The 22,736-nt window shown below is 48.6% G+C and carries 19 protein-coding genes; 3 read left to right on the top strand and 16 right to left on the bottom strand.

Translation table 11 applies throughout. From position 1 onward, the window contains the following. Positions 1–287 precede the first annotated feature (287 nt). Positions 288–803 (bottom strand): DUF2179 domain-containing protein, encoded by a 516-nt coding sequence (locus ACDJ59_RS27430; RefSeq protein ID WP_036606590.1) that lies wholly within the window; start codon positions 801–803, stop codon positions 288–290. A 345-nt stretch (positions 804–1,148) separates the two neighbouring features. Here ACDJ59_RS27430 and ACDJ59_RS27425 point away from each other — a divergent pair, with 345 nt between their 5' ends. After that, the gene (locus ACDJ59_RS27425) at positions 1,149–2,363 is read left to right on the top strand and encodes a Leu/Phe/Val dehydrogenase (RefSeq protein WP_413406847.1); all 1,215 of its coding nucleotides are present in this window, start codon (positions 1,149–1,151) and stop codon (positions 2,361–2,363) included. A 376-nt stretch (positions 2,364–2,739) separates the two neighbouring features. On the opposite strand, the gene ACDJ59_RS27420 is transcribed toward ACDJ59_RS27425, so the two are convergent. The 10 genes from ACDJ59_RS27420 to ACDJ59_RS27375 form a co-directional block, all read right to left on the bottom strand. Next, positions 2,740–4,407 (bottom strand): hypothetical protein, encoded by a 1,668-nt coding sequence (locus ACDJ59_RS27420; RefSeq protein ID WP_413406846.1) that lies wholly within the window; start codon positions 4,405–4,407, stop codon positions 2,740–2,742. 1 nt (position 4,408) lies between these two features. Then, the gene (locus tag ACDJ59_RS27415) at positions 4,409–5,194 is read right to left on the bottom strand and encodes an ABC transporter ATP-binding protein (protein ID WP_339298513.1); all 786 of its coding nucleotides are present in this window, start codon (positions 5,192–5,194) and stop codon (positions 4,409–4,411) included. Between the two features lie 234 nt (positions 5,195–5,428). Beyond that, positions 5,429–6,937 carry an RICIN domain-containing protein gene (locus tag ACDJ59_RS27410; protein WP_413406845.1) on the bottom strand — a complete coding sequence of 503 codons (1,509 nt, stop codon included), beginning with the start codon at positions 6,935–6,937 and terminating at the stop codon, positions 5,429–5,431. A gap of 361 nt (positions 6,938–7,298) precedes the next feature. Further along, on the bottom strand, positions 7,299–7,895 hold the full coding sequence (locus ACDJ59_RS27405) for a PepSY domain-containing protein (protein WP_413406844.1): 597 nt from the start codon (positions 7,893–7,895) through the stop codon (positions 7,299–7,301). A 274-nt stretch (positions 7,896–8,169) separates the two neighbouring features. Next, a complete protein-coding gene (locus ACDJ59_RS27400; protein ID WP_413406843.1) occupies positions 8,170–8,970 on the bottom strand; it encodes a PepSY domain-containing protein in 801 nt (266 codons plus the stop codon). 78 nt (positions 8,971–9,048) lie between these two features. Further along, positions 9,049–10,425, bottom strand: coding sequence for an ATP-binding protein (locus ACDJ59_RS27395; protein WP_413406842.1), 1,377 nt, complete (start codon positions 10,423–10,425; stop codon positions 9,049–9,051). Further along, a complete protein-coding gene (locus tag ACDJ59_RS27390) occupies positions 10,422–11,174 on the bottom strand; it encodes a response regulator transcription factor (RefSeq protein ID WP_413406841.1) in 753 nt (250 codons plus the stop codon). The genes ACDJ59_RS27395 and ACDJ59_RS27390 overlap by 4 nt, the downstream gene beginning before the upstream one ends. Positions 11,175–11,229: 55 nt before the next feature. Continuing rightward, a complete protein-coding gene (locus ACDJ59_RS27385) occupies positions 11,230–11,874 on the bottom strand; it encodes an SDR family oxidoreductase (protein ID WP_127550365.1) in 645 nt (214 codons plus the stop codon). Positions 11,875–12,190: 316 nt separating this feature from the next. Beyond that, on the bottom strand, positions 12,191–13,372 hold the full coding sequence (locus ACDJ59_RS27380; RefSeq protein ID WP_036606574.1) for an NAD(P)/FAD-dependent oxidoreductase: 1,182 nt from the start codon (positions 13,370–13,372) through the stop codon (positions 12,191–12,193). 24 nt (positions 13,373–13,396) lie between these two features. Continuing rightward, the gene (locus ACDJ59_RS27375; protein WP_017691658.1) at positions 13,397–13,843 is read right to left on the bottom strand and encodes a DUF1641 domain-containing protein; all 447 of its coding nucleotides are present in this window, start codon (positions 13,841–13,843) and stop codon (positions 13,397–13,399) included. Between the two features lie 685 nt (positions 13,844–14,528). Here ACDJ59_RS27375 and ACDJ59_RS27370 point away from each other — a divergent pair. Together ACDJ59_RS27370 and ACDJ59_RS27365 are read left to right on the top strand one after the other, a co-directional pair. Continuing rightward, positions 14,529–14,705 (top strand): CsbD family protein, encoded by a 177-nt coding sequence (locus ACDJ59_RS27370; protein ID WP_074092719.1) that lies wholly within the window; start codon positions 14,529–14,531, stop codon positions 14,703–14,705. A 324-nt stretch (positions 14,706–15,029) separates the two neighbouring features. Further along, a complete protein-coding gene (locus ACDJ59_RS27365; RefSeq protein WP_413406840.1) occupies positions 15,030–15,548 on the top strand; it encodes a cupin domain-containing protein in 519 nt (172 codons plus the stop codon). Between the two features lie 277 nt (positions 15,549–15,825). Here ACDJ59_RS27365 and ACDJ59_RS27360 read toward each other — a convergent pair whose 3' ends face one another. The 5 genes from ACDJ59_RS27360 to ACDJ59_RS27340 form a co-directional block, all read right to left on the bottom strand. Beyond that, a complete protein-coding gene (locus tag ACDJ59_RS27360) occupies positions 15,826–16,905 on the bottom strand; it encodes a DUF1835 domain-containing protein (protein ID WP_413406839.1) in 1,080 nt (359 codons plus the stop codon). Positions 16,906–16,972: 67 nt separating this feature from the next. Then, on the bottom strand, positions 16,973–17,608 hold the full coding sequence (locus ACDJ59_RS27355) for a TVP38/TMEM64 family protein (RefSeq protein WP_253504142.1): 636 nt from the start codon (positions 17,606–17,608) through the stop codon (positions 16,973–16,975). Between the two features lie 292 nt (positions 17,609–17,900). Continuing rightward, positions 17,901–19,532: an HNH endonuclease gene (locus tag ACDJ59_RS27350; protein ID WP_413406838.1), complete on the bottom strand. Its 1,632-nt coding sequence runs from the start codon at positions 19,530–19,532 to the stop codon at positions 17,901–17,903. Between the two features lie 382 nt (positions 19,533–19,914). Further along, a complete protein-coding gene (locus ACDJ59_RS27345) occupies positions 19,915–21,087 on the bottom strand; it encodes an acyltransferase (RefSeq protein ID WP_076320117.1) in 1,173 nt (390 codons plus the stop codon). 281 nt (positions 21,088–21,368) lie between these two features. Next, positions 21,369–22,715 carry a cryptochrome/photolyase family protein gene (locus ACDJ59_RS27340; protein ID WP_413406837.1) on the bottom strand — a complete coding sequence of 449 codons (1,347 nt, stop codon included), beginning with the start codon at positions 22,713–22,715 and terminating at the stop codon, positions 21,369–21,371. Positions 22,716–22,736: the final 21 nt, after the last annotated feature.

The raw sequence follows: 22,736 nt of genomic DNA, 5'->3' as shown, positions 1-22,736 counted from the left end.
TTCCATTCCTCCCAATATATGATGATGACATTCGTCCATCGCTGCCATGCCGTGTTACGAAGGACATGTTATCAATGTAAATGTTGAAAGCGATTACAACAATAATCCCTATCTCACATGTAGACGGGAATGGCTGGTACAACAAGGAATTGTACTGTAAGCAACCTTGAATCGTACAGAGTTAACTTGGGGAGTAAGGTTTCAGGGATATATCGTGGCAACATGAAGGCGTCGGATAAAATGAAACCAAAAAAGCAGGACTGCATCTGCTGCAGACCTGCTCAATTCTACTTTTTAATGGAACGTGTCCAGAAGCCGCCATGGAACTGTTTGGGTTCCACGGTAATAACAAATGCTTTGGGGTCCAGATCGAGAATCGTCTGGTAGAGCAATTTCTGGTTTTTACGTTTTGCCAGAATCTCCATCACAAGCCGATCCCCGTCACGTCCACTACCCACCCATGCAGTAACACCATATCCTTTATCTCGCAGGGCATTCGCGACGTTGTTGCCCATCTGGTTACAGATGACTTTAACGGTAACGTAACCGAGCGCGATCTTCTCTTCAATCCACGCACCGAGCAACACTCCAAGTCCATAACCCACGGCGTACACGATCAGGGCCGAAGGCTGAGTCAGGTATTGGAGCACCAGATTCAGACCGAGCACATAGATCACAATCTCACCCATGCTAATCAGTGCGGCGATGTATTTCTGGCCTTTGAGTGTCAGAATCATCCGGAGTGTATAAGCGGATACGTACACAATCTGGATCAAAAAGATAAATACCAATATTTTAAACAATCACAATCCCTCTTTCCTGGCCCTCACAACGGAATTGGCCCTTTGCTGCATATCCTCGACGATTTCGTATCATCTATGCTTCCTGTATGTTCGCTCTATCTCCATCATTGGACGTTATACCCTCGTTCTAAACGCTTGGATGTAAATCCGTAGGCATTTTCTGCTCTCTGGCATACCGGAACTGCCATTATAAAACCGTTTGTACCGATTATCAACCCGGCGGAGGTCCCAGGGTCGAAAACGGGGGTCTTTGAATATGCTGTATCATCATAAAGCCAAGCACGCTGGCACAGGATATCAGGTCAAAACCAGGATGGATGGGTCAAAACAAAAGGGGGTGCCGTCATGCAGCTATGGCAGGAGATGGAGCGGGAAGGCATGGAGGAACTCATTTTTTGCCATGATGCAGATAGTGGATTGAGGGCGGTCATTGCCATTCATAATACGGTCCTTGGACCTGCGCTCGGCGGATGCCGCTACTGGACGTATGCGTCCGAGGAAGAAGCTGTTCGGGACGCCATGAAACTTGCCAAAGGCATGACGTACAAAAATGCAATCTCCGGACTGCCGTATGGTGGCGGGAAAGTGGTCATATGGAATGTGCCTTTTGTGAAGAATGCAAAACCGGATGAGAATGGTTGCGGATCTCAAAGTGGTGAGCAGGTCGCTGGAGATCTAGGGGTAGAGCAGCAAAAGGGCGCTGCAGCTGAACGGAAAGTCGCCGCTGATGAGGGTACGCATCCACAAGATAAAATTCTGGATACGGACGTATCCAAGCGGGCGCAGCGCTTTCGCGCACTGGGACGTTGTCTGGAGCGGCTGAACGGACGGTACGTGACAGGTCTTGATCTGGGTACTACGGCGACAGACATGGACCAGATCCGACTGGAGACCGCACATGTGACGGACACCACGGGTTCGCTTGGGGCGCAGGATGACTTCACTGCCGAGATGACCGCCTATGGCGTACACATCGGCATTGTGACCTCGCTGCGCCAGCAAGGCATTGCATCTTTGCAGGGCATTCCCGTTGCCGTCCAGGGACTGGGCAAGGTCGGGTATGCCCTGTGCCGTTACCTGCATGCAGCCGGGGCACGGCTCATTGTGGCAGACGTTGTACCGGAGCGTGTACAACGTGCCCTTGTGCAGTTCAGCGGCGCCATCTCGGCCGATCCGGCCCATATCCACGCCGCTGACTGCAAGGTCTTCGCCCCCTGTGCCCTAGGGGGCGTACTGACCCCGGCAACGGTGGAGGAGCTGCGCTGCTCCATCGTTGCCGGGGCGGCCAACAACCAGCTGAGTGAACGACAGCTGGTTGCAGGCCGCATGCAGGCGCGCGGTATCCTGTACGCGCCTGATTATGTGCTCAACGCAGGCGGAATCATCTCCACCGCCTACGAGTTGGAAGGCGCCGGGCCTGACCTGATCCGCCAAAAGGTGGCGGGGATTGCAGGCACGCTGAGCAAGGTATACGCAGAAGCTGCGCAATCTGCGATCTCCACAGCCGATGCAGCCGATCGGCTAGCGGAATCCATCCTCCGATCAGGCCATAAAAAATAGGGTTCTCCCTTCTGGGGAACCTCCACTGCTTTACTTCATTCTACCGAACCTGATACACGCTATTTGTCCCATTTAGCATGGATCTAAAACCTAACGAATCTCAGACACGTTATTGTGCCTGAATTGGTTCTTTTTCAAGCTAAATAGCTACTTTTCCGAAGGATAGCGTTCCTGAGGTTCGTTAGAATTTATATTTCAGATTTTGACCCTGAATAGGTTGTCTCAGGTTCGTTAGCGCTGCGGAGAAGGTTTCTTTGGGATAGTATCTATGGGGTAGTATCACCTATCAAAAAGAGCTAACCTCGACATCAGCGTCTAAGTTAGCTCTTTTACCCTCTCTTATCGTTTAGCGCTCTTACTCTCTACTACTCAATCCTTAAACTGCAACCGACCCCTTCTTCGCTGTTTTCTTCTCTCGAAACAACAGCGTCCACAGCAGCACATTCGCTACGATCAGTAGCGCGCCATAGATCCATACGCCCCCTGCCACCGAACGGAAAAAGACATGGACTCCCCATAACATGGCAAGCACAGGGAGGGCGGCGAATACATACCAGCCATCACTTTGCTGCGCCATACTGAAGGATTGGGAGAACGGCGGCTTACGCAGCAACAATTTGCCTGCCAGTGGGACAAGCGCTGTAGCCGTCATCATAATAATGGCAATATCCGGCAGTATCCGTAATCCAAATGTCCAGGTGAACAAAACGGCATTTGCCAGAAATATAGGCAGGAACATGTTGCACAAGAACGCCTTCAGAGCGCCTTTATATAACGCGCTATCATTTGCCATCGGTGCAGCGCGAAAAGTCCAGAATGCCTTATATTGTCCCGAAAACTTCAGCATGACCACCACCGTTACAACCAACATCAGCACGATGTAAAAGGTGTATACAAACGAACTTTGTCTAAACTCCGCCCAACTAGAAGACTGCAATTCGGTAAACCAGAATACATAAGGTAAAACAAATGATAAACCAAGCGATGGATACACCTTCAGCTTGAATTCCCGTTCATTACGCATCATACTGGCTGACAGACGAAAGCAAGCCTGTTCCTCTCTGGAACGACTGACCACCTTGGAGATCAACCGATCCCATCTTCCACGTCTACGTCCGGAGGACTGACCCGAATGTGCCATTTTTTCCAAATACAATTCAAAGGAAGGCATAAGCTTCACATATACGATCATACTCACCACAGGAACCAAGACTGCCAGTGTTGTGAACGTATAGATCCACACATTCCCGCCCCCTGCAAATAACCATTCATATGCTGCCGCATACCATAACGGAGGTAACAGCAACTGCCACCATGCCGGGGTAAATACCATACCAAAGTCAATAATGCTGAACGAACGGATGACCAGCTGATAACCGATCGCAATCCCCACGGAAAGCAGAATCTGTACCATGTTGATCATATCCTTCAGCTTCTCACCATCCAGAAACTTCATCATGAACAGATAGATCAGAGACGTTGTCACCAGAATTAGCATATTGATCAGAATCAGTTCCACAAGGAAGATCAGAAAGAATCCGATCCCATGAGTCACCAACGCGGCAATTAACGGTATGCCGGTTAACGAACCCGTCAGCAGCAGCAGATAAACACCTGCATGGATGGCTCGGGCCATCCCCACCGTTCGCCCATTAACGGGCTTGGTCATGATGATATTGCGATCCCGGATGTCCAGCAGCACAGAGGAAAAATCCGAGATCATGGACGTCATGATCATAAACATTAATATGCCAAACACAAGTCCCATCTGAAGCATGAAATGCCCCGTATCCCAGACGATGAAGGGAACCATCATCAGTCCCATTAATCCATACAACCATAAGGATCGAAGAAACTGATTACCTTCCTTGCGCTCCTTTTTTCCTGAATTGTTGGATAAAATAGTAGGTACTCTGCGTTGATCCATCTGGAACTTCACTCGCAAGATCAGGCGCAGTACATCATAATCCGCCCCTGTTCTGGCGATGATTGGCCGAAAGCGATCCAGAATCTTGAGCGTGCGGAAGTCGGAGGATTCCTCCATATCAGTACACCTCCTGCACAATGGATACAAAACGCTCAGCAATGGCTTTATGTTCATTAAAGCCCGTTAATTGATTGAATACTTCCTCCAGCGAGCCTTCCATGGATTGCTGTTGGAGCTGCTTGAACGTACCGTCTGCCACTACGCGTCCTTCAGCGATCAGTACAATTCGACTGCTGATCTTCTCCACCACATCCATGATGTGTGACGAATAGAAGATCGTTGTGCCTTTGGCTGACAATTGTGACAAAATCTCTTTGACCACCATCACACTATTGGCATCCAATCCGCTGAGCGGTTCATCCAGGAACAACAGATCCGGGTCATGCAGCAGCGCAGAGATTAACAGCACTTTCTGACGCATACCTTTGGAAAAGGAGGCAATGCGGGAATGATATGATTTTTCCATTCCAAAACAATCCATCAATAGCTTGGCTTTGTAATCCGCATCCTCATAGGACATACCGTATAACTCTCCCGTAAAAGTCAGATACTCCGCAGGCGTTAATTGTTCGTACAATTCCGCCACCTCCGGAACATAGCCGATTCTGCGTTTATACTCTACATCGCCATCCGCAATATCTTTACCAAAGATTCGCACCGTGCCTACATATCCTTCAACCAGCCCGAGTAAAATCTTAACCGTTGTACTTTTGCCAGCCCCGTTTGGACCAATATATCCAATCATCTCACCGCGATTTACTTCCAGATCGATGCCATTCAACACATAACGTCCGTTGTATCTCATACGCAAGCTTTCAATGGATAGCACTTGTTGTTCACTCACTTCGTTATCCAGCTCCTGTCTCTATCTTTTTCTATAATTCTACTAGTTTACCACAGTTTGGGATGGTAATGATCGGCAATAGGTCACGATATCAGCCAACGTCTGGATATCCCCTTTGAGTAAAAGCATCACGTAACAAGCGTGAACACATCACAAAGCCCCTGTCCCACCTTATGGTAAGAGACAAGGGCTTCCACTTTATGTTGAATCTTATTTTATAATACTTAAAACGTCTTACTGCACCTTAACAATCTGAAAATGCTGATTCGTGCCGCCATTATCCGTCCACTGGATGGCCGCAGCCCCATCTGCCAGGGATTGACTGGAGATATCCAATACTTTGCCTGTACTGCGGTTCTTCAGTTTATAATAACCACCACCTACATGGACGAGCTGCCATTGCTGGCTGGCCCAGCCACCATCATTCCACTGTTCAATGACAGCCCCGTCGTTTGTGGAACCATTCTCCACACCGATTAGCTTGCCACTGGAACGGTTGATGATTTTGACATAACCGCCACCCGCATCGGTAATCTGCCACTGTTGACTTGTCATCTCCCCATCTGCTCGCTGCTCCAGATCCGCACCGTTGGCGGAAGAACCCCCGATGACATTTAGTAATTTATTGCTTTTACGGCTAATCAGCTGATATGAAGCATTCGGGTCCCAGACATCCGGTGTACTCACTCCGGTCACGGTCCCTGTTGCTGTATCAATCGTAATACTGCTGGCCCAGTTCATCGCCAGACTGGTTGCACTCGGGAATGAAAGTGGCAGCCAGACATACTTGGAATCCTGCACAGGTCCGCTCCATGCACCAGCCCAGCGATCACCCATGTAGAGATAGGATGTAGTCTGTGAACCTTCTACTGGAACGACATAGGTAGATTGGGAACCATACGTTGTACTGTCTCCAAAATTGCTAAGGCCGCTCCATGAGCCTGTAATGCTGGAGGCTGTCGCATATTTGGCCTGATTTGGATTCCAGCCGGTCGCACCAGAGGTGATCAGGAAGTAGACGTCGTCTTTTTTGAATAGGGCAGGTGCTTCACGATATTGTCCGGGCCACAGTGTTGTGACGAGGGATTCCACACCCAGAAAATCCGGGGTCAGCTTATATATATTCAGATCTGCATTCACTCGGGTCGCAGAGATCAGATAAGCGGTTCCGTTATCGTTGTATACCGTCATGTCTCTGGAATCATACCCAAGTGGACGATAACTGCCCACATACGTGTAGTTGCCATCAACCGTATTCGAAGTAGCTACCGCCACTCGGGCCTCGCCATAATCCAGACCATTCTCCTTGTGCATCCACAGCACATATTTGCCAGTAGCACTGTTGTAGATGACCTTTGGGCGTTCAATGTTAGAGATATTTAACTCGGCTGCCGAACTGCTGGTGAGCACATCATTGCGATACTCCCAGTTCTTCAGATCCGATGAACGATACACCGATACCGCCTTGAACGTTCCATTCGTATTACGATTCTCCCCAAACCAGTAATAATACCCATTTGCCTTAATCATCCCGCCCCCATGAGCATGAACGACATTGCCATTGGTATCCTTGAACTGTATCCCGTTCGTTACACTAAGTGGAGCAGCTGAAGCATTCGGTCCGGGTGCAAGCAGCATACCTATTGATTGCAGCGCCAAAACCAAAGCAAGCAGATAACTCAAGCGACGGGTAAAGCGACGTGAATGTGTATTCTTTTTCAACCATCCATCGTTCATAGCCATATCGTAATGCACCTCCATGTTTTTTATGAAGCGCTTACATAAAATTAAAATCGATATGTCTCATCTGCCTCCGATCGATGATGCATTTTAGCATTAGAATTCTTGGCAATACTGGCTGGCGTTCACCTCCCTGATTCCGATTGTATCCGCCACGTTCCTGCTCGAATAGTGAACAATCCGGCGGAAGATGTACAATTTTATACTCCGCTCTCTCGATCAACAACAAAAAGACGCTTCCCCCGAAGCGTCCTCTGCTATGCCTGCCCTGCCCCTCCATGATGTAACGATCTCTAGCTGTGTGCGGCTGTTCATAGGCAGGTTTTTATATGATGTTTTATCGGCGTATACTCGCCCTTATTGCTTAATCTTGGTCGTCAAAATCCTGGTCAAACGATAACACTTTACCTGTGTTGGCATCGATATCTACATCTGCTTCACCTTGAGCGGTTCTCAGCTCGATCTCATACACATAGCGACCATCATCATGATCCAGCTCGACTTTGGTTACTTTACCACCCGTAACTTGTTTCAACGCAATGTTTGAAGCTTGGGATGCCGTCAATTTGACCTGCTTGGAAGCAGAGTTATTAGACGTGTTGCCTGATACAGTACCTTTATAATCGTCGTCGTCATCGTAGTCTTCATCATTCACGACCGCAAGGATTTTGCCTGTATAAGCATCCAGACGAACGACAACATCATTGGTTCCTTTTCTGTCGATCTCAACTTCATAGAACGTTTGGCCGTTTCTACGCTCCAGATCCACGTCATCCACTTTACCATCGGCTGCTTTTAACGCCAACGCTTTCGCTTGAGATGCATTCAGCATTTTACCTGTGCTGTTCTGATTCTGTGTTGCAGATTGTGTTGTTGACGTTGGTGTAGTTTGCACCGATTGTCCGTTCACATTACCGCTAGCCGCTACGGCCGATCCACCAAGTAATACTGCTGCTGACAAGCTACCAATCCAAAGTTTATGTTTGTTCATCATCATCATCCATCTCCTCGTTGTTGTTGTTGTTTCGTTCTCGTCTACATTTATAGAATAACCTGTAGGAATGAGAGATCAGCGAGAGTTAGATTAGAATTTGATGAGAAAATGAAGAAAATGCTCATTTAATGAGTGTTTATTATGTATGTAATCTAAAAGAAATGAAAAAGATGACCCCAACATTAGGAATCATCTATCCAACAAGGTGTAACTCTATATTCAATGGATTCCTGTACAAATGTTAATCATCGTCCTCATCCCAAGTCACCGAACGAATTGCTCCTGAGATGGCATTCACTTGCACAATAGCCTCCCGGCCATCCTCCAAATCAATTTCAACCAGATAATATGGATTCCCGCTGTTAGTTCCACGCAGTTCGATGTCGTCCACTTCCCCCGGAACCTCCGCAAGTGCCTTCTGCTTGGCTTGTTTCTCGCTCAGAAACTGAGGTTTGGGATCATCCTTGGTTGGTTCAGTTGTCGGGGCTGCTATTGTTTTGGAAGCTATCGTCTCTCCCGTGTATGGATCAATCGTGAGTTCTTCACGGCTGTTATCCTTTGCCTTCACTACCGCGGTGTATACCGGACTTCCTTGCTGCTCCACAAGTTCAAGCGAGACCAATTGGTTATCTGTTTGTTGTTTTAACAACGCCGTCTTGATCTGCTCGCGGCTCCATAACGTCTTCTCTTCCGCTTGCGGGTTCGACTCCAGCCGTTTAATGGAATTCACAGCAGCTGTAACGGCATCCACTTGCACATCATATAGGCCGGTCTCCGAACGGAGCTGCATGATATACGTCCCGTCCTTCAACGTGGAATTCACAATCTCTCCTGGATATTGATCCAGTACGGATTGGGCCGCCGCATCTGCCGTAAGTACCGCACCCGTCGATTGCCACGGCTTCCACCACACAACAGCTGCCACAATCAGCACAACGAGAAGCCCTGCACCCCACCAGAGTGACCTTCGCGATTTCGCCCATCCAATGTTCCCTTGTTCATGCCGTTTCATCTCCGGTGGTCGCCGCTCATGTTCTGTCATCACGTTTCCCCCTATGCACTCTCTTATCATCCCCAGTTGATCTGATGCTTATCAGTATATAAGAGAAGAATGAGAATTTCATGAGAGCGGCCCGTTCTGAACCGATAAAGGCAAAATAATCGAAGCCTCGGTGCCTTCACCCTCGGTGCTGGTCAGTTCGATCCGTGCTCCAACTGCCCCTGCAAGCTCTTTGGCAAGTGACAATCCCAGACCTGAACCGCTTGCACCTAAGCTGCGTGTCCTGGCCGGATCAACCCGGTAGAATCGGTCAAATACCTTCTCCAGCTCGTCCTCCCGCATGCCAATCCCGGTATCCACAATTCGAATACGGCACTCTTGCCCCTTTGCTTCCAGCCTGACTTCAATTGCATCCTCACTATACTTCCGGGCATTATCCAGCAAAATAAACAATAGTTGCTTCAGCTTGCTCTCATCGCTGATCGCCCAGATTGAACCTGGATCTTCACACCGGACTTCGCGGTGATAGGCTTCGCGAAACGCACGTGTGGAGTCTGTAGCCAGTCTTGTGATATCCACACGCTCCAACTGTACATTCCACTGCTCTGGCTGCTTCGCGAGCAGTAGCAGCTGTTCGGTCATCTCCCGCATACGAACCGATTCGGACAGAATCGCCTCCACCGCTTCATCAAATACCTCGGGCCGTTCTTTTCCTCGCCGCTGTAGCAGACTGGCGTAGCTCTCAATAATGGTCAGCGGTGTTTTGAGCTCATGAGATGCATCGGATACAAATCGCTCCTGTCGTTCAAAGTTGGATTCGAGCAGGTCCATCATCCGGTTGAACGTCTGTCCCATTGTTTTCAGCTCATCCTTCGATCCTTCCTCCAGTGGAAGACGCTTGAATTGGCCGCTGGACTGTATGTCAGTCATCGTGCGTGTCATCTGCTGAATCGGTCTGGTCATCCGGTTCGCCAGAATCCGGCTGGAGATAATGGCTGGAATGAGAGCAATAATCGTGACCGCCACAAGCACAGTCCGAAGTACAGACAGACGATTCTCCGTCTCTGCAATACTCTCAGTGACCTGTACATTCACCACCTCGCCATCAGGCCAGATGACCGGGACTGATACCCACACATAACCAATCTGCTCAACTTGGGTATACTCCGATTTCTTCTCACTTTCGTACTTATAAGGCAGCTTGCTCAGCTGCTCGGAAGCTGCTGTTGTTGTCACCGGGGAACTGGTGCCGTCTTCATTAACGATCCGAAGCATGCCGTTCACAGGCGCATAGGCCCGCAACAAGTCGTCCGGCGGAATGGAGCCGGCAGACTGACGCACTCCTTTGACAATAGACTCCGCTTCCGCTTCCACCCGATTAACCTCGTTATCAATCGACATTCGTTCAAACACGATGTAGACCGAAAGGTTCACCGCGATTAACAGCACAGCAAATAATACAGACGAATATCCGTAGATTTTACTGCGCAGGCTCATAACTGTTCCTTCAGGACGTATCCTACGCCCCGTACGGTATGTATTAAGGGTGGTGTGAATACGTTATCCACCTTTTTGCGCACATAACGGATGTACACATCCACCACATTGGTATCTCCATAATAATCGTATCCCCACACGGCCTGCACAATCTGGTCACGACTGAGCACCTGACGTTGATTCTGAAGCAGATACACGAGCAGGTCGAACTCACGTGGAGTAAGCTCAATGGCCACACCATCTCGGGATACCTCTCGCGTTCCTTCATTTAGTTTCAACCCGGCAGCCGTCAACCAGCCTGCCTCAGCTTCAGCCTGATGCCCAGAAGAGTCAGTCCCTGTATCAGCAGGTGTAGAAGAAGCGGAAGAAACAACAGACGCCACTGCACTAAGCCGCAATGCAGCCCGAACTCTCGCAAGTAGCTCTTCAATCTGGAACGGTTTGGTGATGTAGTCATTGGCTCCGAGATCCAGGCCGGATACTTTGTCTTCTACAGAATCTTTGGCAGTGAGCATAATGATCGGAACCGTAGCATCTTTGGCCCGAACTCGCCGCAACACTTCAATTCCACTCAGACCAGGCAACATCACATCCAGCAGAATCAGATCCCATTGTCCGTCTGCATACTTCTCCAATCCTTCTGTTCCACTGCCTGCCTTGCCTACCTGATATCCCTCATACTGTAGTTCCAGTTCCAGCAGACGTGCTATTTTGGGCTCATCCTCTATGACCAGCACGGCTTCGTTCATGCAGCGCTCCCCCTCATCCCCATCATTTCATTCTCCCGTTATCTTACAATAACATCTACAATTTGCCCAAAGCATCTTCAACCGGATGCTCCCCGGCAATCAGATCAAAGGCCATCCGGTACGTCTTCTCTTCCTGCAAAGAAGCCACGATGACACGGGCCACATCTTCACGCGGGATGCTTCCTGGCTCCAGATCGGTTCCAACTGCAATCTTGCCTGTGCCCGGTTCATTCTTCAGACCACCTGGACGTATAATCGTGTAATTGAGATCACTTGCAAACAACACACGATCCGCGTAATGTTTCGCCACGTAATAAGGCTTGATGGACTCTGACCATTTCTCCCGTTGATCTGCGCCATACGCACTGACCAAAATATATCTGGAGATTCCTTGCTGCTCTGCGGCTTCCATCGTTTTCACCGCACCGTCGAGATCAATAAGCAGTGTTTTGTCCTGACCGGTAGATCCGCCAGAACCCGCCGTAAACACAATGGCATTATGATCCTTCATTGCCTCAGCCAAATCCTCTACACTACCCTCCAGGTCACCGATCACCACATCTGCACCGAGTTCCTTCAGTGCATCCGCCTGCTCCGGTTTGCGGATCATAGCCGTTACTTTATGTTTGCCTTCCTGTGCCAGCTGCTCCACCACAAACTTACCGATTTGTCCATTTGCTCCTATAACTAAAACGTTCATACGTCATTTCTCCTCTCAGTTGAACGGATGGCTTGATGCGGCTCCCCGTTCCTTTTATTTAAAGATGCTCATCCTATAATTTAAACGAAAGCCGGCGCTTCTAAGCGCCGGCTTCATGTCTATGCCCGTTCAGTACATTTATGAAATGTGAATTCTTCCGTTGTCCCATTAATATGCCATATCCCCTAGGTACTTTATACGCGACCTCACATCGACCACTTTTGCCGTACCTTTTTCCCATCTGAATATCTGTTTTCCTTTGTAATGGTGACAACCAAAAAGGACGCCCAAAGGGCGCCCTTGAATGGCATTAAGATTAGTAAGCCAGTGCGAACAAACCGTGAATATGAGCCAGGTAACGGATGTTACTTGCTTCTTTCATCATGGTTGCAGGCAGACCTTTCAGACGAGTCTGGTTGCCACCGATCATGCCGACAGCATCTTTACGACCCAGACTTCCCAGCGTACCGGAGAATACTGGTGTGAAGGATTCCATTGCGCCACCTTTGAACATAACGCCCAAGTTGTGACCAATAGTCTCACCCATTTGCCAAGCCAATTGTGCTGTTGGAGGGTATGGGCGAGCACCTTCGCTAGGGAAGACCACTGCGCTGTCACCAGCAACAAACACGTCTTTGTGAGAAGTAGATTGCAGAACTTCCGTAACTTTCGCACGGCCACGATCCACTTCAATTCCGCTGTTAGCAACAACAGCGTTGCCTTGTACGCCACCTGTCCATACGAGTGTATTCGTAGGGATCGAGCTGCCGTCTTTCAGCAGAACTTCGTTTTCTTTCATCTCGGTAATCGCTACGCCAACGATGAAGTTAACGCCACGTTTCTCAAGACTCGATTTAGCACGCTCAACCAGCTCTGGCGGGAAACCTGCCAGGATGGAAGGACCTGCTTCAACCGTGTACAGGGATACTTCTTTGAAATCGATCCCTTTTTCTTGACATACTGCAGGAAGCAGGTCAGCGAATTCGCCAACAAGCTCAATACCTGTCAAGCCGCCGCCACCAATAACAAACGTAGCGTCTGCTTTGTTGCCGGACTGTTTGTAAGCATCAAGACGAGCTTCAACGTGTGCACGAATACGGTTTGCATCGCTAACCGATTTGAGCGTGAAGCTGTACTCTTGCAATCCCGGAATTCCGAAGAATGCCGTTTCGCTGCCCAAGGCAACGACAAGCGCATCGTAAGAGTATGTGGAGCCGCTGGTCATCAGAACTTTCTTCTCGTCCGGCTTGATTGTATCCACCGTATCGATTTTCAAGTTCACGTTTTTGCCACGCAGCAATTTTTCAAGTGGAAGAGCAACAGCTTGTTCAGCAATGCTTCCTGCTGCAAGACGGTGCAGTTCCGTGATAATTTGGTGTGTAGGGTAACGGTTAACGACAGTAATTGTCGCTTCTTCCGGAGACAAGTATTGACGCGCAGTCAATGCAGTCAACAGACCGCCGTATCCTCCACCCAAGATCAAAATTTGCTTCGACATATCCATCCTCCGTTCTTCTAAGTCTTAACGTTTCGGTTGTTGACGCTCGTTCAGGATGCTCAAGAAAGATTGAGCAAAACGAAGCGATTGTTGTACGTTTGGATCTTTGAGCATTTTCAGCATAGCGAACAAGCCAACTGAAGTTTGCTCTGTTTGCGCACGGTCATTGGCTTCGATGGCAGCAGAAGCTACACCTTTAGCTTTGTCTACAACAGGCTTAGCGAACTCGCCCATTGCGCTCATTGTGTCGCTGATCAGAACTTTGTCTGTTGCTACACTTTGTGCAAAGTCATAAGCTTTTGTCATAGCAGTAACCATTTCAGCCAATTTAGGCAGGTTCTCCACCAGAACGGTTAAAGACTCCTGTACCTCAGGCTTCATCAGTTGATCCAGAACGTCCAAGGACTGGCGCTCGGAAACGTTGGCACCTTCTGTAACTGGCACCTCTTGTTGAGTAGGCGATTGTGACATAAGAGAAAGTCCTCCTTTACTTTGGGATAGAAGTCCGCGACTTTCATGATGCCTGTCAAGCAGAGCCGAACCACAAAATACATCGAATACATCTAAATGTACCAAATTTCACACAATAGGATGAGCGTAGCTCAGGGCCACTCCCATATCATGCATTGTATCTTGGATCTATTGCGGACAACATGTGTTGACGCACAAAACGACAAGCAGGCCGAAACCGAACTCTATACCCTTATATTACACCTCTTACACATGAACATGAAAAAGAAATTTTTTACACTTGTGAAGATATTGTGAACATTGTAACAAAATCGATTTTTTTGTCAACCCATTCAGGCAAGCTAACGCCGCCGATCCTCCTGTCCAAGATCCGTATTCCTACCACATGTGGTATTAAGACAAGATCACATATGACCAGATGTGCGATATGTACACAAGGAAGGATTCGTTTATCCAAATGTTCAGGAATTGTTTTCCAATATCACAATTTTCATGCAACGAAATTGGTCACTGTCGTTATTATGCAGCGTTGGGCTCAGCCTTATTCCATCATTGAGACATCTTTTCTATTTCAAGTATGAACCTCTTGCGTCACGAATGCAAAACTTGGAACAAAGCCATTGCGTTTAGAATGCGGACATCCCGGTTAATAAGGACTACACCAGAAACGAAGGAGATGTTCGATATGAGTAATTCAACTGGCGATAAAATCAAAGCAGGCGTAAACAAGGCCAAAGGCGAAGTGAAGGATCAGATCGGTAATGCAACCAACAACAGATCCCTTCAGGCTGAGGGTAAAAAAGACAAAGCCAAAGGTGCTGTACAGGATAAAATTGCCGACATTAAAAAAGATCATCATTAGATCCTTTTGATGTAAAACTCAGAAAGCACGAAGATTTCGTGCAATAGATCGTTTTAAAATAGCCTAACCGTCCGTATTCGGAGGAAAACTGAAAATGAGACGGAGGCGCAAAAAAGCCAAGGAAGGTGTTACTCAATACACCCTTCCCTGGCTTTTTTTGTTCATTTTATACTGCTGGAACTGCGTATCTTGCCATATCGATAATGAAACTGCGCGTTTCACTTTTCGTAGAACTTATGAGCTGAGTGCGATCTTGCGATGATACATGTTTATTTTTTGTTCGTCCTTGAGGTTATAGGGTAATTTAAAGTGAGGTGATGTGAGATGAATGAACGGAAAAAGGACATAGAGACGTTATTCCTTCAGGATGACGGTGTAATTCCCAATCATCCGACCCTGCCTGTGCTTTTGTATAAGAACGTATGGGCTGAAGAGGCCCTTCACGCAGAATCGTTGCTGAACCGTAATGGATGGGGCAATAGCTGGCTGAATGGTGTGTTCAATTATCATCATTATCATAGTAATGCTCATGAGGCTCTTGCTGTGGTGAGTGGATTCGTGGAACTGATTTTAGGGGGAGAAAACGGTCAGAAAGTTTACCTTCAAACAGGCGACGTTGTCGTGCTTCCCGCTGGAACAGGGCATAAACGTCTGGAGTCCAGCACGGATTTTCGTATTGCCGGTGCTTATCCGGGCGGTATGAGTTACAACACACGCACAGGTGAGGAAGACGATCGTGCCAAGGCTCTTCAGGAGATCCGAGAGGTTCCGATCCCGGATACCGATCCGGTCTATGGGCAGCACGGACCGCTACTAGAAATCTGGAATGGAAAGAAATCATAATACAAATGAAGATCATAAAGACGAATGTTATTGGACAATGCATAGGAGAAGTCGTTCCAGTAATCAAGCATGAAAAATAGACTGTTCCCCCGACAAGTAGGAGTTACTCACCGGTGGAACAGTCTATTTAAGTGTTAAATCTGAATAGCTGGTAACAGAGAAACTTCGTGATCATATTCCTGTCTGTGCAAGGAACTGCTCAAATCTTCCGTCTTATTTCAAACTTTGCGATCTCGTCGCTTGTTTTTCTATCTGTGCGTTTCAGCCTTAGTCCCTTTCAGCGCTCGGCAAGCCGAATACTGTAATACCTCATTGCAAGTGGCTTTCCATCCATCTCAAGTTGGCCTTGCAGCACCAGTTGTCGTAGACGGTACTCCACGAACGCATCACTTATATGCTGGCTACTTGTACCAATCACTTCACCCACAATACGAGCTGCTCGGATATACTTGCCTGGCTCCCAGTTCGGTGTCAGTTCCCTCACCTTCTGCATAATGTACTCGTCCAAAGCATCTTCAGTTAAGCTCCGAATCACGCCATTCTCCATCATACGTAATAGCCCAGGCTGTACCGAAAGTTCCAGCCAATCCTGCTCCAGTTGGCGGCGCTCTTGCTTGGACAGTGGCTCTTGCTCAGAGCAAACGTGCCACATCGCCAGAAGCTTTTCCGGAAGAATCTCGCCTGTATGGAGCACATCGTATTGAATGTCAGGTCTATTGAATAATTGCTGATATAAGCCACTCGTTTCAATAAGATATATAGGACTCTCGCTGCTCCGCAATAAATGCATGGCATAGAGCAGTCCTGTATTCTCATGTGAATTATTCGCATACCAGATGATGATTGAAGTCCTATCATCTATAGACTGTAGTCTGGTGTTGAGTTCAGACAACGAGTCCAGTTCATGCAGGGCGTATGCCTGACGGTCATTGAGACACAATCGTTCGGTCAGCCAGAGATGCCTGCGTTGCAAGTCTACACGCCGGGTCAGATCACCTAACGGCCCTACCGCATAATTATCGTCCATGGAGAAAAAGTACCGTTTTTCCTGATCAGGTAATGTACTCATTCCCATTTTCAGACTACTCAGAGGTGATTCTCCAAACGTAATATGAATTTCATTTGGCTTGTCGACCTCACCCAAAGCCTGTTGCTCCAGCTGCCCCAGATCAAGAGATATATCCAGATCCCGAAACAGGGATTGCATCGTGCCCGCAAAATCCATTTTTTCGCTTTGTTTTTCCTGCCGTTTGACCACGAGTTCTGATTTCATGTAGAGCACACGCAGCAATGTACGAAGTTCATGTTCATTCATGCGATTTAACATTCGGCTGAATCCAAATATATCCTCAATCATGCTGATCCTCCTTCCTGCCAACGTCAATATTGTCAGAATCGATTCTGCGCACTGATAGTTCTTACATTTATGAGGAAATCGATTTGCCAGTTGGTTGATTCAGATCATGCAGATCTTCTCCATCTGACGATGACCGGGTAAAGTGTCGCTCCAGTTTGCGGCTTGCCCACAGGGATACCGCAATAAACAGCAATACGCCTACCCAGCGTATTGGGTGCTCCAGAAATTGTTCCACATTGGAACCGATATACGTAACTGAGAAGATCATGATCGCTTTACCACAGCCCACCGCAAGCAGGAAGGATAACAATCGCATTCGTGCGATACCTGCCGCCACATTAATAATGACAAACGGACCTACCGGGAAGATACTCAGCAGAAAAACATAACTGAATGCATTCCTTCGAATCCATACCATGCTGCGTTGCACACGAGGTTTGCGTGCCCATCGCTCTACAAAAGCAGATTTCCCAATCTCCCGTACGATCAGGAATGTAACGGTACAACCGAGCACCATGCCGATCCATGAATATATAAATCCTGCCCACAGACCATATACCGCACCGTTTACGCCCACAATCAACAGCGTTGGAAGTGGCGGTACAAATGATTTCATAAACGTAAGCAAAATTCCCGGTAACGGGCCCAGGGAGCGAAACTTCTCCAGCCAGAAACGAATATTTTCTTCCGTAATATATGACATAATGTCTAATGCTGCCGGGGTCATCTGCATCCATCCAATCTATACAGTCTAAGTTCTCAGGTTTGATGTTCACTATACATTTCATCATTCATATGGATGATGAAGCTTCTTAAGCAACTCCCTCCCAGTATAACGTACATCTTCGATGAACACCGTTGTCAATTTGAAGAAATTATTGCACTGCAATCTCACTCCCCATCCAAATCAAAATTAAATCAAAAAAGCACACCTCGACCTCTGTGGTCTTGGTGTGCTCTTCATATCGAAACCCCGATTCCATCTTCGGGGGCATTTATCCTTCTTCCAGCTGCGCTTCCTGCATGGCCAGTTCAATCAATTCTGCCTGATGGGCAGCATTCCATTCGGGAATACCGGAACGCATGAACTCTTCTGCATCCATCGCTGCTTTGGACTGGTTGCACAGATTACAGGCGCAGACACAGTTGAGCGGAGTGGTATGTCCACCTTTGGCACGCGGCAGCAGATGGTCAATCGTATCTCCATACGATCCACAGAAGTAACAGGTGTAGTGATCCCGGGTTAAAATATACCGCTTGAAATCCTTGTTGCTGAACAATCGGCGAATCGTGTACCGATTGACCACCACAGCGGCTTTTTCCTTCACCAGCGTGACCGCAAGCTCCATGTCCACTTCCTGATGCCAACGTCTGCCCTTGTCCGTCTTGCCCCTCATCCGTACCATGCCTTGCCGGTTGGTCCGGAGCGAAGCCGGATCTTCCGGGTCGATGGCTACCGGGGCCGACGGGGTCTGGCGGCGGGGACGGCCATCCGTGCCAGCCCCGTGGCTGCGGCTGGCATGCGCGGGTCGCTGCCCGGATGCACCGCGGGCAGCGTCTTCGCCGCTCGCCTTGGGCGCACGCTCCCGCGCCTGGCGCGGCTTGGACCCTGGCGAGCCAGGCTGGCGCACGGGCGCAGGAGGCCCTGCCTCCGCAGCAGCCCCCGGCGCTTGCCCGGGCTCGCGCCCGGCGGCGGCAGGCTGTGCCTCCGCCGCCGTAGGTGCAGCGACCGTGGTGGCATCGCCACGGTCGCTCAGTGCCGGCGCATGGGCCTCAGCAGCTACGCTGCGGGCCTGCCCTGCGCCGGGCGCGAGCGCGGCAGCACGCTTGCGGCGCCGCTTGCGCTTGCGTTTGGCTGCGGTCGGTTGATCCGCAGCCATTGGCTCTGCTGCTGGGCCTTGCGGCTCAGCCGGCAGCAGAGCTTGTTGGGCCGCCGCAGCTTGCTCGGCGGCCTGCACTGCAGCGGCTGCTCGCGCGCCAGCCCGCTGTGCACTGCCCTTTTCATTCGCAGCGGCATGGCCCTGCGAATGCCCTTCTTCCCCACGCCAATGCTCACCTGGCTGTGGCTCATCTCCTACCTCACCCGCCAAACCATCATGCTCCAGACTCGTCTCTCTCAGCTCATTGCCCGTTATGCTCTCTGAACGCTTGCTCTTCCTCCGTCTTCTTCTCTTCTTGCGAATACCCGAAGAAGAGGGTGAGGAAGTCACCAAGTCAGCATGTTCATCGTCATTCGAAGATGACGATTCTACTGAAGGTTGACTTCTTTCAGACTCAGACACCGTAGCAGATCCCTGCTCCATACCATGGGAGGTACGACCTGCCTCATTTCTCGCAGATGCAGAGGGTCTGGCAGTAACAGCACGTGTCTCCAAGCCATCCCGTTGATGCTCGATCCGTTCATTCGTTCGTCCGCTCACGCTTGAACCTGACTCATGGTCAGCCTGTCCACCAAGCTGGCGACAGCTGCGACAGGCTCCACGCCTGGCTCCGGGGCCTGCCCGCTTTCCGGTTCTGCGCCGGAATTCGGACATCGGCCGCTGTTGTCCGCAATACATACACGTTTTGCTCAGTCGCGCTTCTTGTTCCGTCTTTCCTTGCCGGAAAGGGGCTGGACCCGTCTCCATGTTGTCACCTCGGTTCCGTATGAATCCGGTTTCTTTCTATTGTATCACATCTGCTCGTGAACACCCTCATGGCTATAGGCCTGATAATCTTTCGAGTTGTACTCCTGTGTCTGTTCACTGCATTCGTGAAGAATGTGTTCCACATATTCCAATATATCCTGCATCGGTCTCCCGCATTTTTCGCATGTTGTCATTATATTCACCTTAATCCTGTTATCCATAATGTATTATCGTTCCGCCTTATGATTACCCCTCTTACATGAAAAAGAAACACTCGTTCCCCATATTACACATATCTGCATACATCAAAAAACCGCTTCCTGCTCTCCCCTAAGGTCGACCAAGAAACGGTTTATTATTCCTGTGTTGGAAATACATCTTATCAAACGTCCAGTTGGCCCGAGTTCTGTTGTGGGACCAGACGTGGTTTGGGTTTTGGCAGATTGCCAAAGATGACCCATGCATATGGAACAAACCTTGCCGTCAATCCAACGACGATCCACGAAGCGATTAGAGCTACACCGAATCCTCCGGCATACCATAGATGCACTAACCACGATACTCCTGTTTGAGGTGGATAATTCCGATACACCAACAGGAAGAATGGATGAATCAGATAGATGCCAAAGGACAATGCCCCAAGCCGATTCAGCGGCTTGACGATGAGTGAAGGCCCTTTGCGATAGAGCAGATAGGCAATCTGGATAAGCACCAGCGCACAAGCAAAGGTATGCACATTCCAGAAGAATTCATACCACAGTGTGTTATACGTTGCGATCTTCAGACGCAGCAGGTAATAGATATACACATGGCCAAGCCCAGCAATGATCCATACCGCCCAGAGCAGAATCCATGAAGCTACGCGTCCTTTGGTTGCATTGGCCCGACTGATGACAAACCATTGCTTGATTTTAGGGAAATATACCCCGATAAAAGCACCCAGCATGAAATAGGAAAAGTATGAGAACGCCCAGCTTCCCTTGTTGGGTACCTGGAATCCATATTTATTACTTACGATGAATGCCCATTGAATCAATAGCCCAATCGGAACAGACCATTTCACCACAGAAGGATATTTCTTAAGCAACCATAACACCAATGGGAATAACAGATAAAATTGCATGTTAATAAAAACAAAGTACAGATGTGTATAGGCCTTACCTGTAAACAATTTCGTGATAAAACTTACTGCCGATTCGCCGAAAGGTCGGCCCTGATAATGCGTGAAATGCAGCAACACAAAATACATTAATGAAAACAGGAAATACGGGAGCAAAATATACACAAATCTTTTCTTGTAGAAGTTACTTACGAGTTTCTTATCCAACGGACGGGAATAATAGTTATAGAACAATACGAAACTGCTCATAAAAATAAAGGTTGGCGTACCATATTTCATAAAGATATTAATAAAGTTGTACAGCCAGTAGTAGCCTGAGCCCGTCATGTCCACCGTCGCGTAGGACGTAGAATGCACGCTGAGTACGCCGATAATTGCCAGGGCACGCACCAGATTCAGCTCTGGAATTCGCTCTCTTTTCAGTGTTTCACTCATGTTTACGTTTCTCCTTAATGTGTTCGTCAATATGTCAGATATGACTTAATACAATAAAGCTCTCTATCTATTAAAAGCCATAATGCTTAAGATGGATAGTCCATTTTCTTAACAATTCCTAAATTTTCAACACATTTCACACTATTTTCATGTCTATATATGTAAAAAAGACCGCGAGTACGCGGTCTGTGGAACATCCTGCTCTCAACCAAATGAATATTGGATCAACCGGATGAGAATGGTAAATTTGGGTTGGGACATGATCACGCCCCTGACTGAGTCTACTTCCCACGACTCGCCAGAATCTGTTTATACACGTCAATCGCTGCCTGTCTCGATGCCTTCAGATCCACAATGGCATCCTTGCGCGGCTGATGGATGTCCTTGCTATGCAGATCCTTCAATTCAGGCAACCACTTGCGAATATAATCACCTTGCGGATCATATTTCTCGGATTGCGTTACCGGATTATTCACACGAAAATACGGAGCCGCATTCTCACCAAGCGAGGCACACCATAACCAGTTACCACGGTTTTGAATGTTATCATAGTCACGCAGCTTGCGCCTGAAATAAGCTTCGCCCAAGGTGAATGGGCATTGCAGGTTTTTGGTGAGAAACATCGCCGTGAGAATCCGCAGCCGGTTTGGCATATGTCCGGTTTCATTCAGTTCCGTCATCGCTGCATCAATAATCGGAATGCCAGTCTCCGCCTTGCACCACTGTTCAAAGTGATCATCATGGAGAGCCGAGAGATCGTACACCTTTTCATATGTAAAATAGTGACTCTCATAGACCGCTCGATACAGATAGAAGTCACGGAAGCACAATTGCCTGATCCATTCCCCAGCCTCAGCCGTGCGACTCGCCGCATCATACATTTTGCGAATGGATACAGCCCCCACAGCTACGTAAGAACTGAGATGGCTTGTTTCATAGGCCTCATATTCATCCCGATGATCCCCATATTCAGCAATTCGATCCGACAAAAATTGATCCAACAGCAGATGCGGATCATCGTCATTCGAACCACTGCCCTCCAGCAACTCCAAAGGTACCTGCATTGCATCCGGCCATTCAATCTGACGATCACTCACCTTCAACTCTGCAACCGTTGTTGCCGAAGGAGGGTTGGGATGTTCATTCATGAATTCCACCCAACGCCGATGAAAAGCCGCAAATACTTTATAAGGCTCCGACTTGCCTGTAAAATTGGAAAATCCATTCAAATCCATCAGCAGATGATCCGTCAGTTGTGTGAACGTAACCTCGCGTGCCTCACTAACTTTGCGTATGGCCCTATCCCGCTCGATTGCATATGGCGTCATGTCCCGATGAACCACAATCTCGTTAATCTCACCTTTGAATTCGTTCAGGATGAATTCAACCACTTCAGCCGGTTTGCCGTAAGCAACATGCAGTTTTCGTTTGGCTTCAAAATACTGTCTGCCTAATTCCGCTGCATGCTGCCTGAAATTCACACCGCTGTGTTCCTTCTCTCGGCCTTGCCGCAGGAGGAATGGATCATAGATGAGAACATGCACACTCTCTTCTTGGTGTTCCCGCAAATAATCAAATGCGGCCAGATCATCCGTACGCAAGTCTTTGCGGTGTATGAATAGCTTCACGCCTCACCCTCCTGTCTGAAC

Source organism: Paenibacillus amylolyticus (genome assembly GCF_047302515.1).
GTDB lineage: Bacteria > Bacillota > Bacilli > Paenibacillales > Paenibacillaceae > Paenibacillus > Paenibacillus amylolyticus_G.
The sequence above is the reverse complement of the archived record's forward strand: the minus strand, read 5'-3'. Positions and strand labels throughout refer to the sequence as shown.